The sequence below is a fragment of the Pseudomonas sp. NFACC56-3 genome, from assembly GCF_900100025.1.
In the GTDB taxonomy this organism is placed as follows: Bacteria; Pseudomonadota; Gammaproteobacteria; order Pseudomonadales; family Pseudomonadaceae; genus Aquipseudomonas; species Aquipseudomonas fluorescens_AA.
Genome location: NZ_FMTK01000029.1, coordinates 1 through 16,731 on the forward strand (window position 1 = coordinate 1; position 16,731 = coordinate 16,731).

Consider the following 16,731-nt stretch of genomic DNA (forward strand, 5'->3'; position numbering starts at 1 on the left):
AGGCCTTGCTTGTTCAGCAAGCTGCCCAACTCGACCATCACCCAGTTGGCCGCCAGCTTGGCGTCGCCGCCGATGCTCACGACTTTTTCGAAGTAATCGGCCTGTTCGCGGCTGGTGGCCAGGACGTTGGCGTCGTAGCTCGACAGGCCGAACTGCGCCTGGAAGCGCTCGCGTTTCTGCGGCGGCAGTTCCGGCAGGGTGGCGCGCACGTCATTGAGGAACGAGTCCTCGATGACCACCGGCAGCAGGTCCGGGTCGGGGAAGTAACGGTAGTCGTTGGCTTCTTCCTTGCTGCGCATCGGACGGGTCTCGTCCTTGTTCGGGTCATACAGGCGGGTTTGCTGGATGACCTTGCCGCCGTCCTCGATCAGTTCGATCTGGCGCTGGATCTCGCTGTTGATCGCCTTCTCGATGAAGCGGAACGAGTTGACGTTCTTGATCTCGCAGCGGGTGCCGAACTCGACCTGGCCCTTGGGCCGGATCGACACGTTGCAGTCGCAGCGCAGCGAGCCTTCGGCCATGTTGCCGTCGCAGATGCCCAGGTAGCGCACCAGTGCGTGGATCGCCTTGACGTAGGCCACGGCTTCCTTGGCGCTGCGCATGTCCGGTTCGGAGACGATCTCCAGCAGCGGCGTGCCGGCACGGTTCAGGTCGATGCCGGTGGCGCCGTTGAATTCTTCGTGCAGGCTCTTGCCGGCGTCTTCTTCCAGGTGCGCCCGGGTGATGCCGACGCGCTTGACCGTGCCGTCTTCCAGGGCGATGTCCAGGTGGCCCTTGCCGACAATCGGCAGTTCCATCTGGCTGATCTGGTAGCCCTTGGGCAGGTCCGGGTAGAAGTAGTTCTTGCGGGCGAATACGTTGTGCTGGCCGATCTCGGCGTCGATCGCCAGGCCGAACATCACCGCCATGCGCACGGCTTCGGCGTTGAGCACCGGCAGCACGCCGGGCATGCCCAGGTCGACCAGGCTGGCCTGGGTGTTGGGCTCGGAGCCGAACGTGGTGGAGCTACCGGAAAAGATTTTCGACCGGGTGGTGAGCTGGGTATGAATCTCCAGCCCGATCACGACTTCCCATTGCATGTGTTTCTCCTCAGAAGCCTTATCGGGGGATTTTGAAACGTCGCGAGCGAAGGTAAGGTAAGGCGAAAACTGGTGAGAAAGCGGAGTTGACTTTAGTCAATGAGCATTTCGAGCCAGTTTTCAACGCAGCATTACCGAGCGCAGCAGTTTCAAAACCCCTGGGGGGTGCGGGTGTGCCAGTCAGTGTGTAACTGATACTGGTGAGCCACGTTGAGCAGGCGGCCTTCCTGGAAATACGGCGCGAGCAGTTGCACGCCCACCGGCAGGCCATCGACGAAGCCGGCCGGCATGGACAAGCCCGGCAGGCCCGCGAGGTTGGCGGTGATGGTGTAGACGTCTTCCAGATAGGCAGCGACCGGGTCGTTGTTCTTGGCGCCGAATTTCCAGGCCGGGTTTGGCGTGGTCGGGCCGAGGATGATGTCGACTTCATTAAAGGCCGTCATAAAATCGTTCTTCACCAGGCGGCGGATTTTCTGCGCCTTGAGGTAGTAGGCGTCGTAGTAGCCGGCGGACAGCGCATAGGCGCCGACCATGATCCGGCGCTGCACTTCGGCACCGAAGCCTTCGCCACGGGAGCGCTTGTACAGGTCGATCAGGTTTTCCGGGTCCTCGCAGCGATAGCCGAAGCGCACACCGTCGAAGCGCGACAGGTTGGAGGAGGCTTCCGCCGGGGCGATCACGTAGTACGCCGGAATCGCGTGCTGCATGTTCGGCAGGCTGATTTCCTTGATGACCGCGCCGAGCTTCTGCAGCTCTTTAATACTGTTCTGGATAAGATCGGCAATGCGTGGGTCGAGACCGGCGCCGAAGTACTCCTTCGGCACCCCGATGCGCAGGCCTTGCAGCGAAGCATTCAGACTGGCGGTGTAGTCCGGCACCGGCTCATCGATGCTGGTGGAGTCGTTCGGATCGAATCCAGCCATACCCTGCAACAAAATCGCACAATCTTCGGCGGTACGGGCAACTGCACCCGCCTGATCAAGGCTGGAAGCGTAAGCAATGATGCCCCAGCGCGACACGCGACCGTAGGTTGGTTTCAGGCCGGTGACGTTGGTGAACGCAGCCGGCTGGCGAATCGAGCCGCCGGTGTCGGTGGCGGTGGCGGCCGGCAACAGGCGCGCGGCCACGGCGGCGGCGGAACCGCCGGACGAGCCGCCCGGTACGTGTTCCAGGTTCCACGGGTTTTTCACCGCGCCGTACCAACTCGAATCACTGGCCGAACCCATGGCGAATTCGTCCATGTTGGTCTTGCCCAGGGTCACGGCCCCGGCGGCGGCCAGCTTGGACACCACGGTGGCATCGTAGGGCGCCTTGAAGTTGTCGAGCATCTTCGAGCCGCAGCTGGTGCGGATGCCCTGGGTGCAGAACAAGTCCTTGTGGGCAATCGGCGCACCGAGCAGGGCGCCGGTTTCACCGTTGGCGCGGCGGGCGTCGGCGGCTTTCGCCTGTTTGAGGGCCAGCTCTTCGGTGAGGCTGATGAAACTGTTGATCTGCGGGTCGAGCTGGGTAATGCGCGCCAGCAGGACCTGGGTCAGCTCTTCGGAAGAAAACTTTTTGTCGGCGAGTCCGCGGGCGATCTCGGCCAGAGTCATGTAATGCATGAAAGGCTCTTTCCCTTTAGTCGATGACTTTCGGAACCAGGTACAGGCCGTTTTCGACCGCTGGTGCGATGGACTGATAAGCATCGCGGTTATTGCTTTCGGTCACGACGTCAGCGCGCAGGCGCTGACTGGCCTCCAGAGGGTGGGCCAGCGGTTCGATGCCGTCGGTATCGACCGCCTGCATCTCGTCGACCAACCCTAGAATGCTGTTCAGGGCAGAAGTAATGTGTGGAAGATCGGCTTCATTGAGGCCCAGACAGGCCAGATGAGCGATTTTTTCCACGTCGGAGCGTTCAAGCGCCATGGGATTCTCCAGTGGAAAACAAAACGGACGCAGTCTGTCCGTGTGTTAGATTGTCGGAACACTACCGCATTTCTACGGCTTTACGGCCGCGATTGTGGGGTTTGGTGCACAGAAAAGCGGCCAATTTAACATATTGGTGCCTTGCCCAAAATCCCTGTCGTTGTTAGAGTTTGCCGCACTTTTTTACCCACGCGTTGCCTAGGGTCCCTTTCCCATGTTCAAGAAACTGCGTGGCATGTTTTCCAGCGATCTTTCCATCGACCTGGGCACTGCCAACACCCTTATTTACGTGCGCGAGCGCGGTATCGTCCTGAATGAACCCTCGGTCGTGGCCATCCGCACCCACGGTAACCAGAAGAGTGTCGTGGCTGTCGGTACGGAAGCCAAGCGCATGCTGGGCCGTACACCGGGCAACATCGCGGCCATTCGCCCAATGAAAGACGGCGTGATCGCCGACTTCAGCGTCTGCGAAAAGATGCTGCAGTACTTCATCAACAAGGTTCACGAAAACAGCTTCTTGCAGCCCAGCCCTCGTGTGCTGATCTGCGTTCCGTGCAAGTCCACCCAGGTGGAGCGTCGCGCTATCCGCGAATCGGCCCTCGGTGCCGGTGCCCGTGAAGTGTTCCTGATCGAAGAGCCCATGGCCGCTGCCATCGGTGCCGGCCTGCCGGTGGAAGAAGCCCGCGGCTCGATGGTCGTCGACATCGGTGGCGGTACCACCGAAATCGCGCTGATCTCCCTCAACGGTGTGGTCTACGCCGAATCCGTACGTGTGGGCGGCGACCGTTTCGACGAAGCGATCATCACGTATGTGCGTCGCAACTACGGCAGCCTGATCGGCGAATCCACCGCCGAGCGTATCAAGCAGGAAATCGGCACGGCCTACCCGGGCGGTGAAGTGCGTGAAGTCGACGTACGCGGTCGCAACCTGGCCGAAGGCGTTCCACGGGCCTTCACCCTCAATTCCAACGAAGTGCTCGAGGCGCTGCAAGAGTCGCTGGCGACCATCGTCCAGGCCGTCAAGAGCGCCCTGGAGCAGTCGCCGCCGGAGCTGGCGTCGGACATCGCCGAGCGCGGCCTGGTGCTGACCGGTGGTGGCGCGCTGTTGCGTGACCTCGACAAGCTGTTGGCCCAGGAAACCGGCCTGCCGGTGATCGTTGCCGAAGACCCGTTGACCTGTGTTGCCCGCGGCGGTGGCCGTGCATTGGAAATGATGGACAAGCACACCATGGACCTGCTCTCCAGCGAATAAGCCTGGCGCAGTGGTCTATGTTGTTCGCTCTCGGGCAGCACTTTGCAGTGCTGCCCGTTGGCGTTTATCTTCTGTCATTCGTATCCAGGCCGGTTTGATGCCGTATGAATAAAGAAAACATTTGCCTGGGAGGAGCGGCCTATTAAACCGCTTTTCGCCAAAGGCCCCTCATTGGGCGTGCGCCTGCTGGTGCTGACCGTGCTATCGGTCGCGCTGATGGTGGTCGATGCCCGCTTCACGCTGCTCAAGCCTGTACGCAGCCAGATGTCGCTGGTGTTGATGGAATCCTATTGGATCACCGACCTGCCGCAGCGCTTGTGGCAAGGTGTCGCCAGCCAATTTGGCAGCCGGACCGAACTGGTCGCCGAAAACGAAAAACTCAAGACCGAAAACCTGCTGTTGCAGGGGCGCATGCAGAAGCTGGCGGCCCTCACCGAGCAGAACGTGCGGCTGCGCGAGTTGCTCAACTCCTCGGCACTGGTCAACGAGAAGGTCGAAGTGGCCGAGTTGATCGGCATGGACCCCAACCCCTTCACCCACCGCATCCTGATCAACAAGGGCGAGCGCGACGGTGTGGTCCTCGGCCAACCGGTGCTCGATGCCCGGGGCCTGATGGGCCAGGTGGTGGAGTTGATGCCTTATACATCTCGCGTGCTGTTGCTGACCGATACCACCCACAGCATTCCGGTGCAGGTCAACCGCAACGGCCTGCGGGCGATTGCCAGTGGCACCGGCAACCCGGAGCGCCTGGAACTGCGGCACGTGGCCGATACCGCCGACATCAAGGAAGGCGACCTGCTGGTCAGCTCCGGCCTCGGCCAGCGTTTCCCGGCCGGGTATCCGGTGGCGACGGTCAAGGAAGTCATCCATGACTCCGGCCAGCCGTTCGCCATTGTGCGCGCGGTGCCGACGGCCGCGTTGAACCGCAGTCGTTACCTGCTGCTGGTGTTCAGCGACACCCGGACACCCGAGGAGCGTGCCAACGAAGCCGCGGCGGCCCAGGAAGCCCAGGACCGGCAAGGCGGCGAGTCGGCTGCCCCGGCGGCAGTTCCTGCAATCGTGCCCAAGCCGCAGGTGGCTGCACCGGCTCCGGCAACTCCGGCAACAACGCCAGCGGCCGCACCGGCTACCCCGGCCGCGCCTGCTGCGAAGCCACCCAGGTCGGCCACTCACGCGCCGGCGTCTCAGCCAGCCCGGCCCGCCGCCAAACCGCCAGCCTCCACGCCGGCCACCAGGGGAGCACGAGAAGAATGAGCAGTACCCAATCCGGTAACGGCTGGATAGTCTGGTTGACCTTCGCCATTGGCCTGTTGCTCAGCGTTTCGCCGTTGCCGCAATTCATGGAAATCCTGCGCCCCCTGTGGTTGGCCCTGTTGCTGGCTTTCTGGGCGCTGGCCTTGCCCCACAAGGTCGGCATGGTCACCGCCTGGTGCCTGGGCCTGGCCGAGGATGTGCTTTACGGCACGCTGCTGGGGCAGAACGCGTTGATCCTGACGCTGATCACCTTCCTGGTGCTGTCGCTGCAACAACGCCTGCGGATGTTCCCCATGTGGCAACAGTGCCTGGTGATTCTGGTGATCTTCGGCCTGGCGCAACTGGTGCAGCTGTGGCTCAGCGCGCTGACCGGCAATCGCCAGCCAACCCTGGCGCTGGTCTTGCCAGCCCTGGTCAGTGCCTTGCTCTGGCCATGGGTCAGCTTCGGTTTGCGTGGCCTGCGCCTGCGTTTCAAAATCAACTGATTCGGTCAGGCATTGGCCTTGATAGGGAGATGTCTTGATGAAACCGCTTTACCTCGCCTCAGGCTCGCCGCGTCGGCGTGAGCTGCTCGCGCAGATCGGCGTGCCCTTTACCGCCATCGGCGCGGATATCGATGAAACGCCCCTGGATCACGAATCCCCCTCGGCCTATGTCGAGCGCCTGGCGCGCGGCAAGGCCGAGGCTGGGCGACGAACCTTGGACGCCGATGTGGATGGCTGCGTGCTCGGCGCGGACACCGCCGTGGTGCTGGAGGGGCGGATTCTCGGCAAGCCAGTGGACCAGGCCGACGCCTTGTCCATGCTGCTGAGCCTGTCCGGTCGCGACCATGAAGTGCTGACCGCCATTGCCGTGCTGGACGGCTCGCGCTGCGAATCACGGGTGGTGCGCAGTCGGGTACGTTTTCGCTCCATCACCGAACAGGAAGCGATGGCCTATTGGGCCAGCGGCGAACCCCGGGACAAGGCCGGCAGCTATGGTATCCAAGGGCTGGGCGCGGTGTTCGTCGCCGGACTCGAAGGCAGCTATTCGGCCGTGGTCGGCCTGCCCCTGTGCGAAACCGCAGAACTGCTGGGCCATTTCGGCATACCCTGTTGGCAAACCTTGAGCGCGCGCTGAGCGCCGTCTGACTTGATGCGGCCATTATCGTGAACATGCCTGAACGAGACCCTGCCATGAGTGAAGAGATCCTGATCAACATCACGCCGATGGAATCGCGCGTGGCGGTGGTTGAAAACGGTGTGTTGCAAGAGGTCCACGTCGAGCGCACGCAAAAGCGTGGCATCGTTGGCAATATCTACAAGGGCAAGGTGGTGCGCGTGCTGCCGGGCATGCAGGCGGCCTTCGTCGACATCGGCCTGGACCGCGCGGCGTTCATCCATGCGTCGGAAATTTCCATGCGCGAAGGGCCAGCCGTGGAGAGCATCAGCGCGCTGGTGCATGAAGGCCAGAGCCTGGTGGTGCAGGTCACCAAGGACCCCATCGGTTCCAAGGGCGCCCGCCTGACCACGCAACTGTCGATTCCGTCGCGCTACCTGGTGTACATGCCGCGCACCGCCCACGTTGGCATTTCCCTGAAGATCGAAGACGAAGCCGAGCGCGAGCGCCTCAAGCAGGTGGTCAGCGACTGCGTGGAAAAAGAAGGCATCAAGGAAGCCGGTGGGTTCATCCTGCGCACCGCCGCCGAAGGGGCCGGGGCCGATGAGATCCTCATGGACATCCGCTACCTGCGAAGGCTTTGGGACCAGATCGCCGCGCAAATCAAGACCATCGCCACCCCCAGCGTGATCTACGAAGACCTGGGCCTGGCACTGCGGACCTTGCGCGACCTGGTCAGCCCCAAGATCGAGAAAATCCGCATCGACTCCCGGGAAACCTTCCAGAAAACCACGCAGTTCGTCGCCGAGCTGATGCCGGAAATTGCCGATCGCCTGGAGCATTACCCTGGCGAGCGGCCGATTTTCGACCTGTACGGGGTCGAGGACGAAATCCAGAAAGCCCTGGAGCGCAAGGTGCCGCTCAAGTCCGGCGGTTACCTGGTGGTCGATCCGGCCGAAGCCATGAGCACCATCGACGTCAACACCGGGGCGTTCGTCGGCCATCGCAACCTGGAAGAAACCATCTTCAAGACCAACCTGGAAGCCGCCACCGCGATTGCCCGCCAACTGCGCCTGCGCAACCTGGGCGGGATCATCATCATCGACTTCATCGACATGGAAGATGAAGAGCACCAGCGCCAGGTGCTGCGGACCCTGGAAAAACAACTCGAACGCGATCACGCCAAGACCAACATCATCGGCATCACCGAACTGGGCTTGGTGCAGATGACCCGCAAGCGCACCCGCGAAAGCCTCGAGCAGGTGCTGTGCGAACCGTGCAGCAGTTGCCAGGGGCGGGGCAAGCTCAAGACCCCGGAAACCGTGTGTTACGAAATCTTCCGGGAGATCCTCCGGGAGGCGCGCGCCTACCAGGCGACCGGCTATAGAGTGTTGGCCAACCAGAAAGTGGTGGATCGCCTGCTCGACGAGGAGTCAGGCAATGTCGCGGAGTTGGAAGCGTTTATCGGACGCACGATTCGTTTCCAGGTCGAAACCATGTATTCCCAGGAACAATACGACGTGGTGTTGCTCTGAAGAGCTTGAGAAGCGGCGGGCCCGCGGATTCGATTGTCTTTGCCAGGGGAGCCCACTGACATGGAGCGTCTGACACGCTTGATCGCGACGCTGACCCGTTGGGGGCTGGGGCTTTGCGCCTTGTTGCTGGTGTTGCTGGCGTTGTACGTCAGCCTCGGGCGCGAGCTGGTTCCGCTGGTGGCCGAATACCGGGCCGAGGTCGAGACCCGCGCGGGTGCCGCGTTGGGCATGCCTGTGCACATCGGTAGCCTGGACGGCAGTTGGAACGCTTTGGCGCCGATCCTGGCGGCGCGCGACGTGGTGGTCGGCGAGGGTCCCAACGCCTTGCACCTGGACGAGGTGCGGGCCGTGCCTGACCTGTGGGACAGCCTGCTGGCGCGTCAGGTGCGTATCGCCCACCTGGAAGTCAGTGGCCTGAAGATCAGCCTCAAGGAGGGCGCCGACGGCAAATGGGCTTTGGAAGGCCTGCCGGTGAAGGACGAGCAGCCCTTCGATCCGCAGCAACTGCTCGAACGCATGCAAGTGGTCTCCAAGCTCTCGGTGCTCGATAGCCAGGTGACCTTGCAGCCCGTCGAGCAACCGCCGCTGACCCTGACCTACGTTGGCTTGAGCCTGCACACCGGCGCCACCCGCCAGCGCCTGGACGCACGCCTGACCCTGCCTGACGGGCAGCCGGTGGCGATCAACCTGCGCACTCGCCTGCGCGCCAGCGACTGGAAGAACGGCCAGGCCGACGCCTATTTGAGCCTGCCGCAAAGCGACTGGTCCAAATGGCTGCCCAAACGCCTGACCCAGCAATGGAATTTCTCCCGGATCCAGGCCGGCGGTGAGTTCTGGCTCAGTTGGGGCGAGGGCACGGTGCAAAGCGCAGCCATGCGCCTGAACGCGCCGCAGCTCCAGGGCGCTTACGGCCAACGCAAGCCGGTACAGATCCACAACCTGGCCCTCAACGCTTATTTCCAGCGTGGTAGCCAAGGGTTCACCGCGACCTTCGATTCCCTGGCGATGAACCTGGGCGAGACCCGCTGGGAATCGCACCTGCAACTGCAACAAACCGCCGCCACCGAGCAGGCCGAGGAGCGTTGGCACCTGCAGGCCGACCGCCTCGACCTGACCCCGCTCACACCTTTGCTCAATGCCCTGGCACCGTTGCCCGAAGGCCTGGCCACGACGATTGACCGGCTCAAAGTGACCGGTGGCCTGCGCAACGTGCTGCTGGACTACCGGCCGCAGAACACCGGTGACCAGAAAGTCAGCTTCGCCACCAACCTGGATACCGTGGGCTTTGATGCCTATCGCGGCGCTCCGGCGGCGCGCAACGTCTCCGGGAGCCTGAGCGGCGACCTGGGCGGCGGCGAGCTGCGCATGGACAGCAAGGATTTTTCCCTGCACCTGGACCCGATCTTCGCCAAGCCCTGGCAGTACCTGCAGGCCAATGCCCGGCTGACCTGGAAGCTTGACAAGCAAGGCTTCACCCTGATCGCGCCGTACCTGAAGGTGCTGGGCGAGGAGGGCCGGATTGCCGGCGACTTCCTGATTCGCCTGCATTTCGACCACAGCCAGGAAGACTACATGGACCTGCGGGTCGGCCTGGTGGACGGTGACGGGCGCTACACCGCCAAGTACCTGCCGGCGGTCCTCAGTCCGGCGCTGGATGAGTGGCTGCGCACGGCCATCGTCAAGGGCGCGGTGGATGAGGGCTTTTTCCAGTATCAAGGCTCGCTCAATCACGGTGCCGTGGACGCGGCGCGCAGCATCAGCCTGTTTTTCAAGGTGCATGACGCCGAACTGGCGTTCCAGCCGGGCTGGCCTTCGGTCAGCAAGGTCAGCGGCGATGTCTTCGTCGAAGACAGCGGCGTGCGCATCTATGCCAGCCAGGGGCAGTTGCTCGATACCCAGGTCAAGGATGTTTCGGTGAACATTCCCCATGTACCGACCGGCCAGAGCTCTCATCTGCTGCTGGACGGCGGGTTCGCCGGTGGGCTGGGCGACGGTTTGAAAATCCTCCAGAGCGCACCGATCGGGACCGCCGAGACGTTCGCCGGCTGGGAAGGCGAGGGCGACCTGAAAGGCAGCGTGAAGCTGGATATCCCGCTGGTCAAAGGCGAGCAACCGAAGATCCTGGTGGACTTCGCCACGGACCAGGCTCGTCTCAAGCTCAGCGAGCCGGCGCTGGAACTGACCCAGCTCAAGGGCGATTTCCGCTTCGACAGCGACAAGGGCCTGAGCGGCAAGGGCATCAGCGCCCGGGCATTCGACCGGCCCGTGACCGCGCAGATTTTCGCCGAGGGCCGTGCCGGTGCGCTCAACACGCGGGTCGCCGCGTCCGGGCAGGTGGAGATCAATAAGCTCACCAGTTGGCTGAACGTCACCCAACCGTTGCCGGTATCGGGCGTCGTGCCCTACCAGTTGCAAGTGATCCTCGACGGTGCCGACAGCCAGCTGTCGGTCAGCTCCAGCCTCAAGGGCGTGGCCGTAGACCTGCCGGCCCCCTTCGGCATGGCCGCCGATGTAGGGCGCGACACGGTGTTTCGCATGACCCTGCAGGGGCCGGAACGGCGTTACTGGGTCGATTATGGTGACCTGGCCAGCTTCACTTACGCTGCGCCAAGCGGGAAATTCGCCGACGGTCGCGGCGAGTTGTTGCTGGGCGTCGGCGATGCGGTGCTGCCTGGGGCCAAGGGGCTGCGACTGCGGGGCACATTGTCGGAACTGGACGTCAGTCCCTGGCAGGACCTGGTGAACAGGTACGCCGGCCAGGATCCGGGCGGCAGTGCCAAGCAATTGCTCAGCAGCGCCGATCTGACCGTCGGCAAGCTCACGGCCATGGGCACCACCCTGGACCAGGCGTCGGTGCAACTGGATCGCAAGCCGGACGCCTGGGCCTTGCGGCTCGACAGCCAGCAGGCCAAGGGCAATGTCAACCTGCCGGACGCCAAGGCCGCACCGATTGGCATCAAGCTCGACTACGTTCGCCTGCCGGCCCCAGACCCGACGGTCCAGGCAGATGAAAACGCCCCGGACCCGTTGGCGTCAGTCGATCCCGGCAAGATCCCGGCGATGGATATCGCCATCGACCAGTTGTTCCAGGGCCCTGACCTGATTGGCGCATGGTCGTTGAAAGTGCGCCCGACTGCCAAGGGCATTGCGCTGAATAACCTGGACATGGGCCTCAAGGGCATGGTGTTGAATGGCAGTGGCGGCTGGGAAGGTACGCCTGGCGCCACCAACAGTTGGTACAAGGGACGGATCGGCGGCAAGAACCTGGCCGATGTGCTCAAGGGCTGGGGGTTCGCACCGAGCGTGACCAGCCAGGCCTTCCGCCTGGATGTCGATGGTCGCTGGCCCGGTTCGCCGGCGTGGGTCGCCACCAAACGCTTCTCCGGCAGCCTCGACGCGTCGTTGACCAAGGGTCAGTTCGTCGAAGTCGAAGGCAGCGCCCAGGCGTTGCGGGTATTCGGCCTGCTGAACTTCAACTCCATCGGCCGACGCTTGCGCCTGGACTTCTCCGACCTGTTCGGCAAGGGCTTGAGTTATGACCGGGTCAAGGGGCTGCTGGTGGCGAGCGATGGGGTGTACGTGACCCGCGAACCCATTATCCTGACCGGACCGTCGAGCAACCTGGAACTCAACGGTACGCTGGACATGGTGGCCGACCGCGTCGACGCCAAGCTGCTGGTGACATTGCCGGTGACCAACAACCTGCCGATCGCCGCGCTGATTGTCGGTGCACCGGCGGTGGGCGGGGCGCTGTTTCTGATCGACAAACTGATCGGCGACCGCGTGGCGCGTTTTGCCAGCGTAAGATACGACGTCAAGGGGCCGTGGAAAGAGCCGAAGATCACCTTCGACAAGCCGTTTTGACAGACGATGGGATAACCCCTGTGGGAGCGAGCTTGCTCGCGATAGCCGTGTATCAGTCATATTTCCTTTGCTGATCCTGCGCTATCGCGAGCAAGCTCGCTCCCACAGGGGAATGATGCAAGAAATGAGGGAGGCACCATGCCAGTCGCCGTGATTCAAATGGTCAGCCAAAGCGACGTGCTCGCCAACCTGGCCCGTGCCCGGGTGCTGCTGGAGCAGGCTGCCGCCGGCGGCGCGAGGCTGGCGGTGCTGCCGGAGAATTTCGCGGCGATGGGGCGACGGGACATTGCCGATATCGGCCGTGCCGAAGCCTTTGGTCAGGGACCGATCCTGCCGTGGTTGAAACAGGTCGCCCGTGACCTCAAGTTATGGATTGTGGCCGGCACGCTGCCGTTGCCGCCGGTGGACCAGCCCGAGGCCAGGTCCCATGCCTGTTCGTTGCTGGTCGACGACCAGGGCCAGATCGTGGCGCGCTACGACAAGCTGCATCTGTTCGATGTGGATGTGGCGGACAATCGCGGGCGCTATCGCGAGTCGGATGACTATGCTTATGGCGCCAACGTGGTGGTTGCCGATACCCCCGTCGGCCGGGTGGGCCTGACGGTGTGTTATGACTTGCGGTTCCCGGAGCTCTACAGCGAGCTGCGGGCGGCCGGGGCCGAGTTGATCACGGCACCGTCGGCGTTTACCGCGGTGACCGGCGCAGCCCATTGGGACGTGCTGATCCGCGCCCGGGCCATCGAGACCCAGTGCTACGTGCTGGCGGCCGCCCAGGGTGGCGTGCATCCGGGGCCTCGGGAAACCTTTGGCCATGCCGCGATTGTCGACCCGTGGGGCCGCGTGCTGGCACAACAGGATCAAGGCGAGGCCGTGCTGGTGGCCGAGCGCGACAACAGCGAACAAGCGTCCATCCGGACGCGTATGCCGGTGGCCAGCCATCGGCGCTTTTTCTCGCAGGGCGCTCGACAGCGGCCTGTCCAAGACGACGAATCCAAGGCGTAAAACATATGAGCGGGTTGTTATCCTCAGTCAGTGAACACCTTTTAGCCCCTGGCGGCGTGACGCTTGAAAGCCTGCAAGGCGTGTTGGGCGACCTGGCCGGCCCGGGCATCGATGCCGCCGACCTGTATTTCCAAGGCCAGATTTCCGAGTCATGGTCGCTGGAGGACGGCATCGTCAAGGAAGGCAGTTTCAACCTCGACCAGGGTGTGGGCGTGCGCGCCCAATCCGGGGAAAAGACCGGTTTCGCCTACAGCAACGCCATCACCCTCGAAGCTCTGGGGGCCGCGGCCCGTGCGGCCCGCTCGATCTCCCGCGCCGGACAGAATGGCACGGTCCAGGCGTTCAGCAGCCAGGACGTGACGCAACTCTATGCCCCGGACAACCCACTGGAAGTCATGAGTCGCGCCGAGAAAGTCGAATTGCTCAAGCGCATCGACGTCGCCACCCGCGCCCTCGACCCGCGCATCCAGCAGGTGTCGGTCAGCATGGCCGGGGTCTGGGAGCGGATCCTGGTGGCTTCCACCGATGGTGGCCTGGCGGCGGACGTACGACCGCTGGTGCGCTTCAACGTCAGTGTGATCGTCGAACAGAACGGTCGCCGTGAGCGCGGCGGCCATGGTGGCGGCGGGCGCACCGATTACCGTTATTTCCTCAGTGAAGACCGCGCCATGGGCTACGCCCGTGAGGCGCTGCGCCAGGCCCTGGTCAACCTGGAAGCCATCCCGGCTCCGGCTGGCACATTGCCGGTGGTGCTCGGCTCCGGCTGGTCCGGTGTGCTGCTGCACGAAGCGGTGGGCCACGGCCTGGAAGGCGATTTCAACCGCAAGGGCAGTTCGGCCTACAGCGGGCGCATGGGGGAAATGGTCGCTTCAAAACTCTGCACCATTGTCGATGACGGCACCCTGGCCGGACGTCGTGGCTCCCTCAGCGTCGACGATGAAGGCACGCCAACCGAATGCACCACGTTGATCGAAAACGGGGTGCTCAAGGGTTACATGCAGGACAAGCTCAACGCCCGGTTGATGGGCGTGGCCCGCACGGGCAACGGCCGTCGTGAGTCCTATGCGCACCTGCCGATGCCACGCATGACCAACACCTACATGCTGGGTGGCCAAAGCGACCCGGCGGAAATCATCGCCTCGGTGAAAAAAGGCATCTATTGCGCCAACCTCGGCGGCGGCCAAGTGGACATCACCAGCGGCAAGTTCGTGTTCTCCACCAGCGAGGCCTACCTGATCGAAGACGGCAAGATCACCGCACCGGTCAAGGGTGCGACCCTGATCGGCAACGGGCCGGAGGCGATGAGCAAGGTGTCGATGGTCGGTAACGACCTGGCGCTGGACAGCGGGGTGGGCACATGCGGCAAGGACGGCCAATCGGTGCCGGTTGGCGTGGGTCAGCCGACCCTGAAGATCGATGCGATTACCGTGGGTGGCACGGGCGCATGACGGGAGCGTCGGGTGGAGTGCAAGGCCTCCACCCGTGGGCGTTACTCAGCGCAAGCCGCGTTGAGTCTCGTCCAGCTCACGGATGTACTTGAAGATTTTACGGCTCGAGGCCGGTGGCTTGTTCTGCGCCAGTTCGTGCTGGGCCTGACGGATCAGGGAGCGCAATTGCTGGCGATCGGCCTCCGGGTAGTCGATGACGAATTTTTCCAGCACGCCGTCGTCGCCTGCGATCAGGCGATCGCGCCAGCGCTCCAGGTTGTGGAAGCGTTCGTTGTACTGCCGGGTGGAGGCATCGAGTTGATCGAGCAGCACCAGGATGGCGTCAGTGTCCTGATCGCGCATCAGTTTGCCGATGAATTGCAGGTGCCGTTTACGCGCGATATGCGCGGTGTGCTTGGGCGCATCGGCCAGGGCCCGACGCAAGGCGTCGGTCAAAGGCAATTTGGCCAGCAAGTCAGGCTTGAGTGTTGTCAGGCGCTCGCCGAGGTCAACCAGAGCATGCAGCTCGCGTTTGACCTGGGATTTGCTTTTTTCACCCTCGTAGAGGGAGTCGTCGTAAGAATCAACCATGGTGGCAGTCCGCAAAGAAACGCCGCCATGATAACCAGTCGGGGGCCGCTTGTCCGGCCCGGTCGCTCGATGGCCATCACCGAAAACAGAATTTGAGTGGAGAACACCATGAGTGCAGTTCAAAGCGTCGGCCCGCAAGCATTGCCGGCACTGCAGGAACAAGTCGAGCAGATCCTCGCCGAGGCCAAGCGACAAGGCGCCAGTGCGTGCGAGGTGGCGGTGTCCCTGGAGCAGGGCCTGTCGACGTCGGTACGCCAGCGCGAGGTGGAAACCGTCGAATTCAATCGAGACCAGGGCTTTGGCATCACCTTGTACGTGGGCCAGCGCAAAGGCTCGGCCAGCACGTCGGCCAGCGGCCCGGATGCAATTCGCGAAACCGTCGCCGCGGCACTGGCGATTGCCCAGCACACCTCCGAAGACGAAGCCTCGGGCCTGGCCGATGCCGCGCTGATGTGCAAGGAACTGCGGGACTTCGACCTGTTTCACGCCTGGGACATCACCCCTGAACAGGCCATCGAGCAGGCGCTGCGTTGCGAAGCGGCGGCGTTCGATGCCGACTCGCGGATCAAGAATGCCGACGGTACGACGCTCAATACCCACCAGGGCTGCCGCGTCTACGGCAACAGCCACGGTTTCATCGGCGGTTATGCATCGACCCGCCACAGCCTCAGCTGCGTCATGATCGCCGAAGCCAACGGCCAGATGCAGCGTGATTACTGGTACGACGTCAACCGCCAGGGCACCTTGCTGGCGGACCCGGTGAGCATCGGCCAGAAAGCCGCGCAACGGGCGGCCAGCCGCCTGGGTGCACGGCCGGTGCCGACGTGCGAAGTGCCAGTGCTGTTTTCTGCCGAGCTGGCCGGTGGCCTGTTCGGCAGCTTCCTGTCGGCGGTGTCCGGCGGCAACCTGTACCGCAAGTCGTCGTTCCTCGAAGGCGCGCTGGGCCAGAAACTGTTCCCGGAATGGATGACCATCGACGAGCGTCCGCACCTGATGCAGGCCATGGGCAGCTCCGCGTTCGACGGCGATGGCCTGGCCACCTACGCCAAGCCATTCGTGGAAAAGGGCGAGCTGGTGTCCTACATCCTCGGCACCTATTCGGGACGCAAACTGGGCATGCCGAGCACCGCCAATGCCGGTGGCGTGCATAACCTGTTCGTGACCCATGGCGAAGAAGACCAGGCCGCTTTGCTGCGGCGGATGGGCCGGGGTCTGCTGGTGACGGAACTGATGGGCCATGGCCTGAACATGGTCACCGGCGATTATTCCCGTGGCGCGGCGGGTTTCTGGGTCGAGAACGGCGAGATCCAGTTCCCGGTCCAGGAAGTCACCATCGCCGGGAACATGCGCGACATGTTCAAGCAGATCGTGGCCGTGGGCAATGACCTGGAACTGCGCAGCAACATCCGCACCGGCTCGGTACTGATCGAGCGGATGACGGTGGCGGGTAGCTGATCTTCAATCGCAGAAAAAAGGCGCGTCATCCAAGTGGATGACGCGCCTTTTTTATGTTCGCAGACCTCTGTGGCGAGGGAGCTTGCTCCCGCTCGGCTGCGCAGCAGCCGCAAAAATCTCAACAGCAGCGAAAGCATGAAGGCCCTGATAGACAGGGTCTGCTTCGCAGACCAGCGGGAGCAAGCTCCCTCGCCACGATGAATTTTGTACCGACTTACAGTTGTGTTGCTTCTTATTATCATCTAATAATGAATCTCATTCGCCGAGTG

The 16,731-nt window shown here is 63.1% G+C and carries 13 protein-coding genes; 9 read left to right on the forward strand and 4 right to left on the reverse strand.

The genetic code is table 11. The annotated features are described in order from the left end of the window. The 3 genes from gatB to gatC all read right to left on the reverse strand — a co-directional run. Positions 1–1,079 (reverse strand): Asp-tRNA(Asn)/Glu-tRNA(Gln) amidotransferase subunit GatB (gatB, locus tag BLO80_RS26645; protein WP_092341002.1); only part of this gene is annotated, 1,079 nt, incomplete at its 3' end. 149 nt (positions 1,080–1,228) lie between these two features. Further along, positions 1,229–2,680 (reverse strand): Asp-tRNA(Asn)/Glu-tRNA(Gln) amidotransferase subunit GatA, encoded by a 1,452-nt coding sequence (gene gatA, locus BLO80_RS26650; RefSeq protein WP_092341004.1) that lies wholly within the window; start codon positions 2,678–2,680, stop codon positions 1,229–1,231. Positions 2,681–2,696: 16 nt separating this feature from the next. Then, positions 2,697–2,984, reverse strand: coding sequence for an Asp-tRNA(Asn)/Glu-tRNA(Gln) amidotransferase subunit GatC (gatC, locus tag BLO80_RS26655; RefSeq protein WP_092341006.1), 288 nt, complete (start codon positions 2,982–2,984; stop codon positions 2,697–2,699). 214 nt (positions 2,985–3,198) lie between these two features. Between gatC and mreB the strand changes: the two genes are divergently transcribed. The 8 genes from mreB to tldD all read left to right on the forward strand — a co-directional run bounded on the left by mreB (position 3,199) and on the right by tldD (position 14,437). After that, on the forward strand, positions 3,199–4,236 hold the full coding sequence (mreB, locus tag BLO80_RS26660; RefSeq protein ID WP_002555108.1) for a rod shape-determining protein MreB: 1,038 nt from the start codon (positions 3,199–3,201) through the stop codon (positions 4,234–4,236). A 141-nt stretch (positions 4,237–4,377) separates the two neighbouring features. Continuing rightward, positions 4,378–5,490, forward strand: coding sequence for a rod shape-determining protein MreC (gene mreC, locus BLO80_RS26665; protein WP_092333326.1), 1,113 nt, complete (start codon positions 4,378–4,380; stop codon positions 5,488–5,490). Further along, complete coding sequence (mreD, locus tag BLO80_RS26670) at positions 5,487–5,975, forward strand: rod shape-determining protein MreD (protein ID WP_092204996.1); 489 nt, start codon at positions 5,487–5,489, stop codon at positions 5,973–5,975. Before mreC ends, mreD begins: the two co-directional genes overlap by 4 nt. Positions 5,976–6,012: 37 nt before the next feature. Next, positions 6,013–6,609: a Maf family protein gene (locus BLO80_RS26675; protein ID WP_092333324.1), complete on the forward strand. Its 597-nt coding sequence runs from the start codon at positions 6,013–6,015 to the stop codon at positions 6,607–6,609. A gap of 56 nt (positions 6,610–6,665) precedes the next feature. Next, complete coding sequence (rng, locus tag BLO80_RS26680; protein ID WP_018613976.1) at positions 6,666–8,123, forward strand: ribonuclease G; 1,458 nt, start codon at positions 6,666–6,668, stop codon at positions 8,121–8,123. 60 nt (positions 8,124–8,183) lie between these two features. Beyond that, positions 8,184–11,987 carry a YhdP family protein gene (locus tag BLO80_RS26685; RefSeq protein ID WP_092333322.1) on the forward strand — a complete coding sequence of 1,268 codons (3,804 nt, stop codon included), beginning with the start codon at positions 8,184–8,186 and terminating at the stop codon, positions 11,985–11,987. A 138-nt stretch (positions 11,988–12,125) separates the two neighbouring features. Beyond that, positions 12,126–12,989: a carbon-nitrogen hydrolase family protein gene (locus BLO80_RS26690; RefSeq protein WP_092333320.1), complete on the forward strand. Its 864-nt coding sequence runs from the start codon at positions 12,126–12,128 to the stop codon at positions 12,987–12,989. A 5-nt stretch (positions 12,990–12,994) separates the two neighbouring features. After that, positions 12,995–14,437 (forward strand): metalloprotease TldD, encoded by a 1,443-nt coding sequence (gene tldD, locus BLO80_RS26695; protein ID WP_057451545.1) that lies wholly within the window; start codon positions 12,995–12,997, stop codon positions 14,435–14,437. A 45-nt stretch (positions 14,438–14,482) separates the two neighbouring features. Here tldD and yjgA read toward each other — a convergent pair whose 3' ends face one another. After that, positions 14,483–15,007, reverse strand: coding sequence for a ribosome biogenesis factor YjgA (gene yjgA, locus BLO80_RS26700; protein ID WP_072410857.1), 525 nt, complete (start codon positions 15,005–15,007; stop codon positions 14,483–14,485). 108 nt (positions 15,008–15,115) lie between these two features. Between yjgA and pmbA the strand changes: the two genes are divergently transcribed. Continuing rightward, positions 15,116–16,462, forward strand: coding sequence for a metalloprotease PmbA (gene pmbA / locus BLO80_RS26705; protein ID WP_060739165.1), 1,347 nt, complete (start codon positions 15,116–15,118; stop codon positions 16,460–16,462). The last annotated feature ends 269 nt before the right edge of the window (positions 16,463–16,731 follow it).